A 14022-nucleotide genomic window follows, 5' to 3' on the forward strand; every position below is an offset into this window, starting at 1 on the left:
CGGCCACAAGTCAGAGTTTTTTGCTGTACGTCCAGGTGGGCACATTTGCGTTGCGCGCCACCGAGAAGCTTTCGGCATCGCCAAGGTACTGGAACCCGCAATGAGTCAGGACCCGGGCCGAGGCGGGATTGTCCTGAAACACGCTGGCAAACATCGTGGCGTTTTCCAGCGGGTTCGAATGAACCAGCGTTTCCACCGCCAGCGAGGCGATGCCCGTGTTCCAGTACAGGGGCGCGACCCAATAGCCCACTTCGGACTGGTTGCGATCCAGCCGCTTGAGCGAGATCACTCCGATCAACTCGGGCCCGCCATCCTTGGTGGCGTCCATCGCCCAGACGTCCTCGTCCCGGTCCTCGGCCATGGCGCGGGTCACGAAAGCTTCGATCGAACCGGGCGGCAAAGGGTGCGGGATCGACGTGGTCATGCGCGCCACGCGCTCGTCCCCTGCGTAGTGCTCGATCAGGCCCATGTCCGACCGGCGCAGCGGGCGCAGGTCGAACCGCTCGGTTTCAATGACCGGCTGATTTATGATTGCCTCAAGTTTCATTGGTGTGTTCCTCCTCCGAACAACACGAAAAGTACGGATGCAACAGTCAGACCCGCGAGAGTCCACATCAGATATTTTTCCGCCGGCCGTCCCGCAACCACGCGGGCAATTCTATCGCCCGCAAAAGTCCAGATCGGGTGCAGGACCACCTGGCAGGTCAACAAAACGAGCGCGATCGTGAGCGTCGCACTCAGCACCGATGTTCCCGCCGCGACGAACCCGGTGAATCCCGCGATGGTCATCGCCCAGGCCTTGGGGTTCAGCGGATGGACCACCAACCCGGCCCAGAATCCGGGAACCGCCTCGCCCGCGTCCTGATGCGACAGGCGCAGGTTGGCGATTTTCCACGCAAGCCAGCAAATATAGGCCGCCGAAGCATATTTCAGAACCGCGAACGCTGTCGGAGCCTGTTCTGCCAGTTGCAGAAGGCCAAAGCCCAGCGGCCAGATGATCAGCTGCTTGCCCAGAATCACGCCTGCCACGAAAGGCAGCGCCGCGCGGAACCCAAAGCGCGCACCCGTTCCCAACAGGACCATGTTGGCCGGTCCCGGCGTGCCGACCTGGCTGGCGGCAAAGATCAGGAAACTGGTGGTTGCAACGGGCATCGGGGCTTTCGATCAAATCTGTGTCAAAACGAGAAAGGGGACCGGCACTTTGTGCCGGTCCCCCATGAATTTTTCTTAAACCTTCTGGGTTTCGGCTTACTCTGCGGCCTCCGCCACTGGCAGGACCGAAATGAAGGTGCGGTTTTTCAGTCCCTTGTGGAACTTCACGGCGCCATCGACAGTTGCAAAGATGGTGTGATCCTTGCCCATGCCCACGCCTTCGCCCGGCCAGAACTTGGTGCCGCGCTGACGCACGATAATGTTGCCTGCAACGGCGGCCTGGCCACCATACAGTTTCACGCCAAGGCGACGACCCGCTGAGTCGCGGCCGTTACGGGAGGAACCGCCAGCTTTTTTATGTGCCATTCTCTCTCTCCTTAGCCTTTGGCCAGCTCTTTGGCCTGCTCAACCCATTCGGGTTTCACTTTGACCGTCTCGATAGCAGCAATCTGCTCGTCCGACAAGGCGGCCAGAGCGGCAAAGCTCTCGATACCGGCTTCGGCCAGTTTCTTGGCAGCTGCGGGACCAACACCGGTGATCTGGGTCAGATCGTCAGCGGCAGCAGCAGCGACCGGAGCCTCTGCCTTGGCAGCGGCTTTCTTGGCGGGTTTCGCTGCTTTCGCAACTTCACCTGCCGGAGCCGAACCGGTAGCGGCCTTGACGCCCGACTTGTCCGCGCCCGAGGGCAGGATGTCGGTGATCTTGACCAGGGTCAGCTTCTGACGGTGACCAACGGTGCGCTTCGAGCTGTGCTTGCGGCGGCGCTTGACGAATTTGATGACCTTGTCACCTTTGATCTGTTCGATCACTTCCGCCTGAACGCCCGCGCCATCGATGAACGGCGCACCGACAACAGGAGCATCGCCACCCAGCATCAGAACGTCGTTGAATTGGACTTTTTCACCTGCGTCGGCAGCCAGTTTTTCAACGCGGAGCACGTCGCCCGCCTGAACCTTGTACTGCTTGCCGCCAGTCTTGAGGACTGCAAACATGCGTCTTTCCTTTTTCTACCGCGTTCTGTGGTCCCCGTCAGACGGGTGTTTCGGCCAAGGCCACCTCGAACAGCGCGCCTTTTTAGGGCGGATGAACGACCGTCAGGGCGCACCCGTCAGGCCAGCAATAACGATACCCGGCGCGGAGGTTCCGGCCGGGATGCGCGCTTATCCACGGATCACAGGGCAAAGTCAACAGCAAACCGGCCTAAAGATCCGACGCTTGCAGAACCTGCGCCACCGTCACGCCCAGCTGGTATGACAACTCGTTGAACATGGTGTCCAGACCAGCGAACAAGGCGTTGTTCAAGGCCTGCCCGGCCTCGGTGCGTGAAAAGGCGATATTCTCGCGCAGCTGGGCCTCGCTGAGCGGTTGGTATGCAAACAGAAGGAACGAGTACAGCCACTCGCGGGTTTGTTGCTCGGACTGCGCACCCTGCGCCAGCAATTGGGCCAACATTTCCCCGTCGTCGCCCGTGATGCCCTGCCCATCCGCCAACCCACGGAAGAAATTGTAATCGGCCTGCAACGCTCCACGCACGTTCCGATCAACAAGGTCGTTGATCTCGACATACTCATCGATCAGGCGAAAATAGGCCGCATCACGATCGGCCTCCCGATAGGCGGTCATGGCCATCTCTTCGATGGCTTCGTCGGAAAACGTTCGGCGGGCCGAGTTTTCCAAAGACACAACGGCGCGGCCCAGGTCGCTTTCGAAAAACAGCGCGGCCTGCTCCAATTGCCCTTCGGACATACCGCCAGCCAGCGCATCATGAATCTTGGCCTGCATCCAGGCCTTGTCGTACAAATCTTCAACCTGGGCCTCGAAAAACGATCCGCCCTCACCGTCCAGCAGGCTTTTGTCCAGTTCGCGCCCCTGCGCGACACCCTCATCACGCAGAATCTGCATCACGTCGGACAAATGCATTGCCTTGGTCAGACGGTCGACCTGATCGGCCGTGACCGCACTGGCCCAACCGGCCAGAACCAGCCACAGAGCCAGTAGCAACCGCATTAGATGTCCTGAGCCGGACGCAGCTCGGCCATGCGCGCCGCCAGAACTTCAAACCGCATGGCCATGATCTCGTACTGGATGGCGTTCAACAGCTCATAGACTTCCTGCATCAGCGGCTGTTCCAGCGCTTTGGTATAGGCGTCGACATCCGCGTCAGAGAAATCCTGATAGGTATAGGCCGCGTTGGCCAAGGCGGACAGTTGCAATGACTGCCGCATCTCGGGTTCGTTCAGCTTCATCATCTGGCGCAGCCCGTCCGCGTCCAATTGCAGGTCGATCACTCCGGCGGCGCTGGCGGCCAGCAGGAACCGAAGCTGGATCTCCTGCAATGCCCGCAACGAGGTTTCGCTGGCATCGATGGCACTGTTCATCCGCTTCAGGCTTTCGATGCGGCTCGAACCGGACTTGACCAGATCGGATATGATCTCCTGCCCCTCAAGTTGCTTGGCTTCGTCATCCTCGACAAGGTGCGAGGCATTTTCCGCCTCGACAAGCCGTTGCCCCAGATCCGAAGCATAAAACTCGACCGCGTGGTTCAGGGCCTCGTCGCTCAGCGTCTGTTCGAGAATCGCAACCGCAGTTTCATGCATGTCATCGGTGTCGAACACCTCTTCCGTCAGACGCGTCCATTGCGAGCCAAAACCCTCGGGGTCGATCCCCAGCATCTGAGGCGCCGAGGCCGAGGCCAGTGCGATGCTTTCCAGCGCCACGTCAAAACCCGTCGTGGTCAGAAAAGCCTCGATCCGATCCCGACTGGCGGACAAGGCGGTCTGAGCCGTCAGAGCGAACGCGAACACGGGCAGGATGAGCAGAAGCGAAATGCGGTGCAGAAGATGTCTCATACATGTCACCCTAGGAGATTTCGTCGGACTGGCAATGGAAAATCCTCGGTTTGGCGAATTCGGGAATTTTCTGCTTGCACCCCTCGGCGATCACAACTAAATCCCCCCCTCACAGACCCCCGCGGAGAGGTGCCGGAGTGGTCGAACGGGGCGGTCTCGAAAACCGTTGTGGGTGCAAGCCCACCCAGGGTTCGAATCCCTGTCTCTCCGCCATTACTTCCCAATGACGCCCCCCTTTCTTGTTCGCCTGATGGTTGCAACCGTGTATTTTCGCCGGTGGCGTGTTGCCGCCGCCGATCGTCTGATTGATCAGCGCCGAGTGGCCCAAACCCCGAACATGCGCCGAATTTTTGGGATTTCCCCTTTGATCTCAGGTAGTTTCTCCCCACATCAGCGGCACACATCCGAAAAGGAGACCCCAATGTCCCGCATTATCATCCTGATTATCATCGCCGGATTGGGTGCCGGCGCGTATTTCTACCTGAATCAGCCCGAGCCCACCCCGGCCGAGAAACTGCAATCTGCCGCCAAAGAAGCCGGCGAGGCCGTCGGCGAGGCCGCAACCGCAGCCCAGGAAGCCGCCAGCGAGGCGTTGTCGACGGCCGCGCAGCAAGCGGGTGACGCAGCCTCGGCCGCCGTCGAACAGGCCGGTGAAGCCGCCGAGCAAGCCGGTCAGACAGCCACGGATCTGGCAAACCAGGCCGGCGATGCAGCCACGGATCTGGCCAACCAGGCAGGCGATCAGGTTGCAGCACTCACTGCCCAAGGGCAGGAGTTGCTGAATACCTGGGTTGACGAAGGCATGCTGTCGGCCGAGCAGTTCGACTATGACGCGATGGTTGAATCCGTGAAGAACAGTCAGCTGAGCCAGGAGATTCAGGACCAGGTGATCAAGATCCTCGATGGCATCAAGGAAGCGCCGGAAACGGCTGCGCTCAAGATTCAGGAACTGCGCAACCTGTTGACGCAATAAGGCCTTCGACAAGGCCGGCATTTTTCCGGCCTTGTCACACCTGCACCGGCTTCCCAATTCCCCAACGTTAACCCTGTGGTCGATTGACCTGTCCGGTGCCATTTGTTTGGCTTGGCTTAACCAGTCGCATCAAGTCGGGACGACCTATTGTCGGCATCGGTGCGCCCTGCCCTGGGGCGTGCACTCGGATCGACCCGTTTGCTTGAAAATGTCGGAAACAAAGGAAAAAGAATGACTGAACTCCCCAAATCCATGTTTGCCGTGATCCAGAAATTTGACGGATACTCCGGTACGGCCACGGGCCCGGCGATCGATGACGCCGCCGACTGGGTTGAGAATGCCGAGATCCCGGTGCCCACGCCGGGCCCCGGCCAGGTGCTGATCAAATTGCGCACCGCATCGGTGAACCCCTCGGACCTTCATTTCATCAAGGGTGAGTACGGTCAGCCGCGGGTCAAAGGTGCACCGGCCGGTTTCGAAGGGTGCGGGGACGTCGTCGCCACCGGCGCGGGCGCCGAAGCGCTGAAGGGGCAAAGGGTCGCCTTCGTCGCCTCCGGGTCCGGCGCATGGGCCGAGTATGCCCTGACACAGGCCCAGATGTGCATTCCTTTGCGGCCCGAGATCTCGGACGATGACGGTGCTGCACAGATCGTCAATCCGCTGACCGCAATGGCAATGGTTGAGATCGCGCGTTCCGAAGGTGAGGCCTTTGTCGTTTCCGCGGCCACCAGCCAGTTGGGCAAGCTGATGTGCGGGCTGGGCCGAGACCTTGGCCTGAAGCCGATTGCCATGGTGCGGCGCCCTGAAACGGTCGAACTGCTCAAAAGCCACGGAGCGGCCGAGGTCATCGTAACCACCGAAGACGATGCCGTCTCCAAGTTTGCGGCCATCAGCGCACAGCTCAAGCCTCGGGTTTTTCTGGATGCGGTCTCGGATCAGCTGTCCGAGCAAGTATTCTGCGCCATGCCCAACGGCGGGCGCTGGGTGTCTTATGGCAAACTCAGCAGCGAGCCGCCGAAGCTGACCCAGATGGGCCAGTTGATCTTCATGAGCAAGCAGATCGAGGGCTTCTGGCTGACCAAATGGATGATGTCCACGCCACCCGAAGAGCAGATGCGCGCGGTTGCCGAGGTGCAGGCCCGCTTTGCGGACGGACGGTGGAAAACGGATGTCTCGGCGCATGTCCCGCTGAACAAAATCGTTTCCGATCTGGCAGTTGCACTGAAAAAGAGTGACGGTAAGGTAATAATCACGCCATAGTAGAACAGGCGCCCCGGTGATTGGAGGAGATCCGGGGCGTTAGGACGCCGGGCAAACCGGCAATTGGGAGGAGAATTTGGACAACGCACAGCTGCTGATCAGCGGGCTGGCGAATGGCTGTGTCTACGGCCTGATCGCACTCGGCTTCGTACTGATCTACAAGGCGACCGAGGCCGTGAACTTCGCCCAGGGCGATTTTATGATGCTGGGCGCCTTCGTCACCATCGGGCTGACCAATACCGAGTATATGGGCCTGCCCTTCTGGCTGGCCCTGCCCATCTCGCTGGGGATCATGGGTGCGCTGGGGTATCTGCTGGACCGGTTGATCATCCGCCGCCTGTTCGGGGAAAGCCAGACCGCCGTGGTCATCCTGACCATCGCCCTGGGTTTCGTGATCCGCTTTGTTGCCGGGCTGATCTGGGGGCACGAGCCGCAGACGCTGGAAAATCCGCTGGCCGGCAAGGAGGTCCGTTTTGGCGGGTTGGTTCTGGGGATGGAGGACGTGGCGGTCATCGTCGTGACGGTGCTGCTGACGTGGGGGCTGTATGTGTTTTTCAGCAAGACCAAGCTGGGTCTGGCGATGCAGGGCGCCTCGCAGAACCAGTTGGCGGCCTATTACATGGGGGTACCGGTCAAGCGTGTTCAGGGTTTCATCTGGGGTCTGGCCGGCGTCGTGGCCGGGATCGCGGGCATCCTGTTCGCCGCCAAGGGTTCGGTCGATCCGACCACCGGGCTGCTGGGAATCAAGGCGTTTGCGGCCGCGGTCATCGGCGGGTTTGGCAGCCTGCCCGGAGCCTTGGCGGGCGGTCTGATCGTCGGCGTGATCGAACCCTTCGCCAGCCGCTACATCGCTGCGGGCTACAGCCAGATCGCGCCCTATGCGCTGTTGCTGGCGGTGCTGATCTTCCGTCCGCACGGCCTGTTCAGCCAGGTCCGGGTCAAGAAGGTCTGAGCGCATGAGGATCGTTTTCAAAACCGACTACATGCAGGACATCCGCCCGTGGAAGGACGGATACCAGTTGTCACTCTACCTGATCCTGCTGACGGTGGTCTTTGCCGCGCCGTGGTGGCTGGACGCGTTCTATCTGGGAGAGCTGACGAACGTTCTGATCTGGGCCATCGCCGGGCTGGGTCTGATGATCCTGACCGGGCATACCGGCCAGGCCAGCCTGGGCCACGCGGCGTTTCTGGCCTTTGGCTGCTATGCCAACGTGATCCTGATCGAGTCAGGCGTGCCGTTTCTGGTGGCCTTTCCGTTGGCCGGCATCCTGACCGGTATCGCCGGGGTCACGGTTGCCATCCCTGCCCTGCGGCTACACGGAATCTATCTGGCGATTTTCACCCTGGCCCTGTCGATCCTGATGGACGACCTCATCGTTCTGGCCGAACCGATCACCGGCGGCGTGGCGGGCAAATACATGGGCGGGGTCGAGATATTCGGCCATCTGGTCGATCGCTGGGGCACGCCCGAGCAGTTCTATTGGCTGGTTCTGGCCGTCACGGTTCTGGTCACGCTGGGCTATATCAACCTTCTGCGTACGCCGCTGGGGCGCAGCTTCATCGCGGTGCGCGACTCGGAAGTGTCCGCGCAGGCGATGGGCATCGACATCGCGCGCACCAAGACCGTGTCTTTCGCATTGTCCTGCGCCGTGACTGGATGGGCGGGGGCGCTGATGGGCCTGTATGCCGGGGCCTTCAACAACGAAACCTTCAGCGTTGTGATCTCGATCCAGCTGCTGATGATGATCGTGATCGGCGGACTGGGCTCGATCCACGGCGCGTTTCTGGGCGCCATCGTCATCGGGTTTCTGCCGCAGTTCCTGTCGATCGCCAAGGAATACGCAGCCGCCCTGTTCGGTGGCGGAACCGTCGCCATTCCGGGGCTTGAATTCGGCATCTTCGGCATGATCCTGATCGGGTTCATCCTGTTCGAGCCGATGGGCATCTACGGCCGATGGCTGAAAATCCGCACCTGGTTCGAGCTGTTCCCCTTCTACCGCAAGGACATGTTCAAGCGGCAGAAATCCTATCTCAAGACGGAGCGCCTGAGATGAGCCTGCTGGAATTCGAGAACGTCACCCTGAAATTCGGTGGCCTGACGGCGGTGAACGATCTGTCCTTTTCGGTCGAGGAAGGCGAGGTCTTTGCCATCGTCGGCCCGAACGGGGCCGGCAAATCCACGGTGTTCAACTTGATTTCGCGCTTTTACGACCCGTTCGCGGGCCAGATCCGGTTCGACGGGCACGATCTGCTGCAGGTCAAGCCCTCGGGCGTGGCCGCCTATGGCGTCGCGCGCACCTTCCAGAACATCGAGCTGTTCGAACATGCAACCGTGTTGCAGAACCTGCTGGTCGGGCGGCACCGCCACCGGCGGACCAACCTGCTGTCCGAGGTGTTCTTTACTCCCTCGGCCCGCCGGCAAGAGCTGGAGAACCGCGAGAAGGTCGAAGAGATCATCGATTTCCTCGATCTGCAGGCCTATCGCGACAAGATGATTGCCGGCCTGCCTTACGGCGTCCGCAAGGTGGTCGAGGTCGCGCGTGCGCTGGCCACCGACCCCAAGCTGCTGCTGCTGGATGAACCGGCCTCGGGGCTGTCGGTCGAGGAAACAACAGACATGCGCTGGTGGATCGACGACATCCGGCGGCAGATGGGGATCACGGTGTTGATGGTCGAACATGACATGGGGCTGGTTTCGGGCGTGTCCGACCGGGTGCTGGCCATGGCCGACGGGGCGAAACTGGCCCTTGGGACACCGGCGCAGGTGCAATCGCACCCCGCCGTCGTCGAAGCCTATCTGGGGAAAGCCTCATGAGCGCACCGATCCTGAGCATCCGCAACATCGAAAGCTTCTATGGCCCGATTATGGCGATCCGCGGCGTGTCGCTGGACGTGCACCCGGGCCAGATCGTCTCAATCCTGGGCGCCAACGGGGCGGGCAAGACGACGCTGATGAAGACCGTCTCGGGCGTGATGGACCCGGAAAAGGGAACGATCACCTTCGACGGCGAGGAAATCCAGGGGCTGGAGCCGCACAAGATCGTCCAGAAGGGCATCGTGCATGTGCCCGAGGGGCGCGAGGTGTTCCCGCTGCTGACGGTGAACGAAAACCTCAGCCTCGGGGCCTACACCCTGCATGACAAGGCCCAGATCGAGCGCGATCGCGAGTTGGTGTTTTCCTACTTCCCGGTCCTGAAGGAACGTCGCAACCAAGAGGCCGGCACACTGTCTGGTGGGCAGCAGCAGATGCTGGCCATCGGCCGCGGCCTGATGGCCAACCCGCGCATCATGCTGCTGGACGAACCCTCGCTGGGCCTGTCGCCGCTGCTGGTCCAAGAGATCTTCGGCATCCTCAGACGCCTGAATGGCGAGCAGAACATGACCATGATGCTGGTCGAGCAGAACGCCAACGCCGCGCTGGAACTGGCCGATCATGGCTATGTCATGGAGGTCGGGCGCATCGTGATGGACGGCCCCGCCGACGTGTTGATGCGGTCCGAGGACATCCAGAACTTCTATCTGGGCGTGCAGGAGGAAGGCGCGCGGGAAAACCGCCGCTGGAAACGCAAGAAGACGTGGAGGTGAGCCGGATGAACATGACCACCCTGCCCCCGCAGACCACCATCAACGGCGTCCAGTTCAACGCCACCCCCGGCCAGCGCCCCGTGCGGGTCGATGGCTGCGTCACCATCCCCGAGCTGTTCCAGAAACGCTGTGCCGCCCTGGGCGACCGCACCGCGCATCGGGAAAAGGATCTGGGCATCTGGAAATCCTATTCCTGGGCCGTCTACTGGCAGCACGCCAAATGGATCGGGCTGGCGCTGCGCAAGCTGGGACTGCAACGCGGTGAGGTCGTCTCGATCCTGTCCGAGGACCGCAAGGAATGGGCCTGGTTCGATCTGGGCATCCAATGCGTCGGCGGCATCGCCTCGGGCGTCTACACCACCGACTCGGCCAGCCAGTTGAAGTACCTGATCAATGACAGCGACAGCCGCTTTCTGATCGTCGAAGACGAAGAGCAGCTGGACAAATTTCTGGACATAGAAGACGAGGTGCCCGGCCTGTTGAAGGTCATCATACTCGAAGACGAAGGCCTGCACGACTTGGCCCACCCCCGCTGCATGATGATCGAGGATCTCTATGCCCTCGGCCGCGCGGCCGAGCGCGAAGAACCGGGCCGGTTCGAAGCCGAAATCGCACTGGCCACGCCGCAGGACACGGCGCTGCTGATCTATACCTCGGGCACCACCGGCATGCCCAAGGGTGCGATGCTGAGCAACGAAAACATCATGGCCGCGATCGAATGCGGCGCACGCTGCCTGCCCGCGCTGGAAACGGACGAGCAGCTTTGCTTTTTGCCGCTGTGTCATATCCTTGAGCGCGACGTGTCGATCTATTTCCCGCTGGCCTCGAAATGTACGGTGAACTTCGCCGAAAGCCCCGAGACGGTCTTTGCCAACCTGCAGGAAGTGTCGCCCTCGACCTTTACCGCCGTCCCGCGCGTGTGGGAGAAGATCTATTCGCAGGTGCTGATCATGGCGCAAGAGGCCACCCCGGCCGGGCGCGCCGCCTTTGGCATGGCGCTGAAGGCCGGGATGAAACGGGCCGAGTACATCCTGCAGGGCAAACCGGTGCCGCCGGCGGTGGCCGCGAATTTCTGGCTGTGGGACCGGCTGGTGCTGCGCAACCTGCGCCGGATGCTAGGCATGGACCGGCTGCGGCGCGGCGGGTCCGGTGCGGCCCCGATCTCGCCCGAGCTGCTGAAATGGTACTGGGCCATCGGCGTGCCGCTGGTCGAGGGCTTCGGCATGACCGAGACCTCGGGCATCGCCACGCTGAACACGCCCGAGGCCAACCACATCGGTACCATCGGCAAGCCCGCACCGGGGATCGACCTGCGTATCTCGGACGAGGGCGAAATCCAGATCCGCGGCCTGAACGTGTTCCAGGGCTATTGGCGCAACAATGCCAAAACCGCCGAGACCTTCACCGCCGATGGCTGGCTGCGCACCGGCGATATGGGGCACGTGGACGCGGACGGCTATGTCACCATCACCGGCCGCCTCAAAGACATCATCATCACCGCCGGCGGAAAGAACATCACCCCGGCCGAGATCGAAAGCCGGCTGAAGTTCTCGCATTACATCTCGGACGCAGTGATCATCGGCGACCGCCGCAAGTACCTGACGGCGCTGGTGATGATCGATCAGGAAAACGTCGAGAAGTTCGCGCAGGACCGCAAGGTGCCGTTTTCGAACTTCGCCTCGCTCTGCGCTGCAGCCGAGGTGCGCGAACTGATCGGTGCCGAAGTGGCGGCGGTGAACAAGGAATTCGCGCGGGTCGAGCAGATCAAGGATTTCCGCCTGATCGACGTGCTGCTGACTGCCGAAGATGACGAACTGACCGCGACGATGAAACTGAAACGCAGCTTGGTGGAAAAGAAACACGCGCATCTCATTGAAGACATGTACAAATAGAACAGGGATCAATCCCAAGGGAGGAAGACACATGACCAAAGCAATCAGACGGCTGGCGGCAGCAACCGCCCTGTCCGCCCTGGCCTCGGTGGGCTGGGCCGAAACGCAAGGCGTGACTGACGACGAAATCGTCATCGGGTCGGTCAATGACCTCAGCGGCATTTTCGCCGCCGTCGGGGTTCCGGCCACCAAGGGCGCGAACGTGGTGTTCGACCGGGTCAATGCAAATGGCGGCGTGCATGGCCGCAAGATCCGCTATGTGGTCGAGGACAACGGATACCAGATGCCGCGCGCGATGCAGGGCTACAACAAGCTGCTGAACCGCGACAAGGTGTTTGCCATGCTGCAATCGCTGGGCACGCCGATGAACCTGGCCGGGTTCAAGCTGCTGGACCCCAAAGGCATTCCCAACGTCGCCCCCTTGTCGGCCGCGCGGCAGATGCTGCAGGAGCCGATGAAGAACAAGTTCACCTCGTTTTCCAGCTATTACGACCAAGCGCGCGTGGGCGTGAAATATCTGGCGCAGGAATTCGGCGGCGACAAGGTCTGCACGATGTATCTGCCCACCGATTTCGGCAAGGAAATCCTGGAAGGCAGCCAGGAAGGCGCCAGGGAATCCGGCACTACCTTTGCCGCGGAAACCACTCATAAACCTGACGAAACCGATTTCGTGGGCTCGCTGAGCAAGCTGAAGGAAGAAGGCTGCGACATCGTCACCATCGCCCTGGGCGTACGGCAGGCCATCACCGTGGTCGGCACCGCCAAGAAGATGGGCCTGACGGACATGAAGTTCCTGGGCACCTCGGCCAGTTTCCTGACCGTGGTGGCACAGGTGCCGGGTGGCGTGACCGATGGCTTCTACGCCGCCGCCTCGTGGCAGGACCTGTGGGCCCGCGCGGATGAACCGGCCCCCAAGGCCTTCATCGAGGAATACAAGGCTGCCACCGGCGAAGACCCGGTGGGCTTTTCAATGCTGGGATATGCCGCGGCCGAAATGATGGTCAAGGCGCTGGAGGCCGCCGGCCCCGACCTGACCCAGGAAAGCTTTATCGCTGCAATGGAGACGCTGGACTATCAGGATGAACTGGTCGGCAACCACATGACCTTTGGACCCGATGACCATCAGGGCGCCGATACTGTCTACGTCAACGTGGTGGAAAACGGCGCGTGGAAAATGGTCTACGAAGAGTAAAACCAAAGAAACACAACGAAAAAAGGGCTCGCGAATGCGAGCCCTTTGCATTTGAAAAACTCGGTAGCGATTAACGCTTCGAGAACTGGAACGAACGGCGGGCTTTGCGCTTGCCGTATTTCTTCCGTTCCACGACGCGGCTGTCGCGGGTCAGGAAGCCAGCGGCCTTCAGCGCACCGCGCAGGCTGGGATCGTACAGCTGCAGCGCTTTCGAGATGCCGTGCTTGACCGCACCGGCCTGACCGGTCAGGCCACCGCCCTTGACGGTTGCCACAACGTCGAATTCACCTTCGACACCAGCAACCTGGAACGGCTGGCGCAGGATCAGCTGCAGAACGGGGCGTGCGAAATACACGTCCTGGTCCTTGCCGTTCACGGTGACCTTGCCGGAGCCCGGCTTGATCCAAACGCGGGCAACAGCGTCTTTACGCTTGCCGGTTGCATAGGAGCGACCCAGTTCGTCACGCACGGGCTCGCGCACAACAACTTCTTCGGCCACGGTTTCAACGCCTGCGACGGCGCTCAGCTCTTCGAGAGTATTGATCTGATCAGCCATCGGTCATTAGCTCCGGGTGTTTTTCTTGTTCATGGATTTGACATCCAGAACTTCGGGGGCCTGGGCTTCGTGCGGGTGCTCGGCACCGGCATAGATGCGCAGGTTGGTCATCTGCTTGCGCGACAGACGGTTGCCCGGCAGCATGCGCTTGACGGCCTGAAAGACCACACGCTCGGGGTGCGCGCCTTCCAGGATCTGCTGTTTGGTGCGCGATTTGATGCCGCCCGGGTGGCCAGTGTGCCAGTAGAAGTGCTCGTCGCGCTTCTTGCCGGTCATCTGGATCTTGTCGGCGTTGATGACGATGACGTTGTCGCCCATGTCCATGTTCGGGGTGAACGACGGCTTGTGCTTGCCACGCAGGCGCATGGCGACGATCGAGGCAAGACGGCCCAGAACAACGCCCTCGGCGTCGATCAGGATCCACTTCTTGTCGATGTCTGCAGGTGTTGCAGAGAAGGTTTTCATGTCAGGACAATCCTGTTTGATGTGAAAGACCGCCCCCAAGGCGGAGCGGCCCGAATTCGATGAATGGGTATTTAGATGGCTCGAAAGTGCACGTCAAG

The 14022-nt window shown here is 61.1% G+C and carries 16 protein-coding genes and 1 tRNA gene; 9 read left to right on the forward strand and 8 right to left on the reverse strand.

Going from position 1 to position 14022, the window contains the following annotated elements; all coding sequences use genetic code 11:
* Positions 1–10 precede the first annotated feature (10 nt).
* The 6 genes from ACR0FC_RS04960 to ACR0FC_RS04985 form a co-directional block, all read right to left on the reverse strand.
* Positions 11–547, reverse strand: a complete 537-nt coding sequence (locus ACR0FC_RS04960) for a GNAT family N-acetyltransferase (protein ID WP_170338635.1) — start codon at positions 545–547, stop codon at positions 11–13.
* Positions 544–1152, reverse strand: a complete 609-nt coding sequence (locus tag ACR0FC_RS04965; protein WP_170338637.1) for a LysE family translocator — start codon at positions 1150–1152, stop codon at positions 544–546. Before ACR0FC_RS04965 ends, ACR0FC_RS04960 begins: the two co-directional genes overlap by 4 nt.
* A 96-nt stretch (positions 1153–1248) precedes the next feature.
* Positions 1249–1518, reverse strand: a complete 270-nt coding sequence (rpmA, locus tag ACR0FC_RS04970) for a 50S ribosomal protein L27 (RefSeq protein ID WP_005983052.1) — start codon at positions 1516–1518, stop codon at positions 1249–1251.
* 11 nt (positions 1519–1529) lie between these two features.
* A complete protein-coding gene (locus tag ACR0FC_RS04975; RefSeq protein ID WP_170338638.1) occupies positions 1530–2144 on the reverse strand; it encodes a 50S ribosomal protein L21 in 615 nt (204 codons plus the stop codon).
* Between the two features lie 208 nt (positions 2145–2352).
* The gene (locus tag ACR0FC_RS04980; protein ID WP_170338639.1) at positions 2353–3159 is read right to left on the reverse strand and encodes a DUF2059 domain-containing protein; all 807 of its coding nucleotides are present in this window, start codon (positions 3157–3159) and stop codon (positions 2353–2355) included.
* Positions 3159–4001: a DUF2059 domain-containing protein gene (locus ACR0FC_RS04985; RefSeq protein ID WP_170338641.1), complete on the reverse strand. Its 843-nt coding sequence runs from the start codon at positions 3999–4001 to the stop codon at positions 3159–3161. The genes ACR0FC_RS04980 and ACR0FC_RS04985 overlap by 1 nt, the downstream gene beginning before the upstream one ends.
* 123 nt (positions 4002–4124) lie before the next feature.
* On the opposite strand from ACR0FC_RS04985, the gene ACR0FC_RS04990 reads away from it, so the two are divergent.
* The 9 genes from ACR0FC_RS04990 to ACR0FC_RS05030 all read left to right on the forward strand — a co-directional run bounded on the left by ACR0FC_RS04990 (position 4125) and on the right by ACR0FC_RS05030 (position 12903).
* Positions 4125–4214: transfer RNA gene (locus ACR0FC_RS04990), tRNA-Ser, on the forward strand.
* 208 nt (positions 4215–4422) lie between these two features.
* Complete coding sequence (locus ACR0FC_RS04995) at positions 4423–4974, forward strand: hypothetical protein (protein WP_170338643.1); 552 nt, start codon at positions 4423–4425, stop codon at positions 4972–4974.
* Positions 4975–5205: 231 nt separating this feature from the next.
* Positions 5206–6234, forward strand: coding sequence for a zinc-binding dehydrogenase (locus ACR0FC_RS05000; RefSeq protein ID WP_170338645.1), 1029 nt, complete (start codon positions 5206–5208; stop codon positions 6232–6234).
* Between the two features lie 76 nt (positions 6235–6310).
* Entirely contained in the window at positions 6311–7186 is an 876-nt protein-coding gene (locus ACR0FC_RS05005) for a branched-chain amino acid ABC transporter permease (protein ID WP_005983028.1), read from the forward strand.
* A 4-nt stretch (positions 7187–7190) separates the two neighbouring features.
* Positions 7191–8288 (forward strand): branched-chain amino acid ABC transporter permease, encoded by a 1098-nt coding sequence (locus ACR0FC_RS05010; protein WP_170338647.1) that lies wholly within the window; start codon positions 7191–7193, stop codon positions 8286–8288.
* Positions 8285–9049, forward strand: coding sequence for an ABC transporter ATP-binding protein (locus ACR0FC_RS05015; RefSeq protein WP_170338649.1), 765 nt, complete (start codon positions 8285–8287; stop codon positions 9047–9049). Before ACR0FC_RS05010 ends, ACR0FC_RS05015 begins: the two co-directional genes overlap by 4 nt.
* Positions 9046–9819, forward strand: a complete 774-nt coding sequence (locus ACR0FC_RS05020) for an ABC transporter ATP-binding protein (protein ID WP_170338651.1) — start codon at positions 9046–9048, stop codon at positions 9817–9819. The genes ACR0FC_RS05015 and ACR0FC_RS05020 overlap by 4 nt, the downstream gene beginning before the upstream one ends.
* A 5-nt stretch (positions 9820–9824) precedes the next feature.
* Positions 9825–11711 (forward strand): AMP-dependent synthetase/ligase, encoded by a 1887-nt coding sequence (locus ACR0FC_RS05025; RefSeq protein WP_170338653.1) that lies wholly within the window; start codon positions 9825–9827, stop codon positions 11709–11711.
* A 31-nt stretch (positions 11712–11742) separates the two neighbouring features.
* Positions 11743–12903 (forward strand): ABC transporter substrate-binding protein, encoded by a 1161-nt coding sequence (locus ACR0FC_RS05030; RefSeq protein ID WP_170338655.1) that lies wholly within the window; start codon positions 11743–11745, stop codon positions 12901–12903.
* 70 nt (positions 12904–12973) lie between these two features.
* Here the strand turns inward: ACR0FC_RS05030 and rpsI are convergent, their stop codons facing one another.
* Positions 12974–13459: a 30S ribosomal protein S9 gene (rpsI, locus tag ACR0FC_RS05035; protein ID WP_005983014.1), complete on the reverse strand. Its 486-nt coding sequence runs from the start codon at positions 13457–13459 to the stop codon at positions 12974–12976.
* Positions 13460–13465: 6 nt separating this feature from the next.
* Positions 13466–13924 (reverse strand): 50S ribosomal protein L13, encoded by a 459-nt coding sequence (rplM, locus tag ACR0FC_RS05040; RefSeq protein WP_093962031.1) that lies wholly within the window; start codon positions 13922–13924, stop codon positions 13466–13468.
* Between the last annotated feature and the right edge of the window lie 98 nt (positions 13925–14022).

It is taken from the genome of Ruegeria sp. BB9 (assembly GCF_056539345.1).

Excerpts from the sequence above, each read along its gene's own strand:
- ACR0FC_RS04960 (WP_170338635.1), bottom strand. The coding sequence starts at position 547 with ATGAAACTTGAGGCAATCATAAATCAGCCGGTCATTGAAACCGAGCGG.
- ACR0FC_RS05025 (WP_170338653.1), top strand. The coding sequence starts at position 9,825 with ATGAACATGACCACCCTGCCCCCGCAGACCACCATCAACGGCGTCCAG.
- ACR0FC_RS04980 (WP_170338639.1), bottom strand. The coding sequence starts at position 3,159 with ATGCGGTTGCTACTGGCTCTGTGGCTGGTTCTGGCCGGTTGGGCCAGT.
- ACR0FC_RS04985 (WP_170338641.1), bottom strand. The coding sequence starts at position 4,001 with ATGAGACATCTTCTGCACCGCATTTCGCTTCTGCTCATCCTGCCCGTG.
- ACR0FC_RS04975 (WP_170338638.1), bottom strand. The coding sequence starts at position 2,144 with ATGTTTGCAGTCCTCAAGACTGGCGGCAAGCAGTACAAGGTTCAGGCG.
- ACR0FC_RS05030 (WP_170338655.1), top strand. The coding sequence starts at position 11,743 with ATGACCAAAGCAATCAGACGGCTGGCGGCAGCAACCGCCCTGTCCGCC.
- ACR0FC_RS05000 (WP_170338645.1), top strand. The coding sequence starts at position 5,206 with ATGACTGAACTCCCCAAATCCATGTTTGCCGTGATCCAGAAATTTGAC.
- ACR0FC_RS04965 (WP_170338637.1), bottom strand. The coding sequence starts at position 1,152 with ATGCCCGTTGCAACCACCAGTTTCCTGATCTTTGCCGCCAGCCAGGTC.
- ACR0FC_RS05010 (WP_170338647.1), top strand. The coding sequence starts at position 7,191 with ATGAGGATCGTTTTCAAAACCGACTACATGCAGGACATCCGCCCGTGG.
- ACR0FC_RS05020 (WP_170338651.1), top strand. The coding sequence starts at position 9,046 with ATGAGCGCACCGATCCTGAGCATCCGCAACATCGAAAGCTTCTATGGC.
- ACR0FC_RS04995 (WP_170338643.1), top strand. The coding sequence starts at position 4,423 with ATGTCCCGCATTATCATCCTGATTATCATCGCCGGATTGGGTGCCGGC.
- ACR0FC_RS05015 (WP_170338649.1), top strand. The coding sequence starts at position 8,285 with ATGAGCCTGCTGGAATTCGAGAACGTCACCCTGAAATTCGGTGGCCTG.
- rplM (WP_093962031.1), bottom strand. The coding sequence starts at position 13,924 with ATGAAAACCTTCTCTGCAACACCTGCAGACATCGACAAGAAGTGGATC.
- rpmA (WP_005983052.1), bottom strand. The coding sequence starts at position 1,518 with ATGGCACATAAAAAAGCTGGCGGTTCCTCCCGTAACGGCCGCGACTCA.
- rpsI (WP_005983014.1), bottom strand. The coding sequence starts at position 13,459 with ATGGCTGATCAGATCAATACTCTCGAAGAGCTGAGCGCCGTCGCAGGC.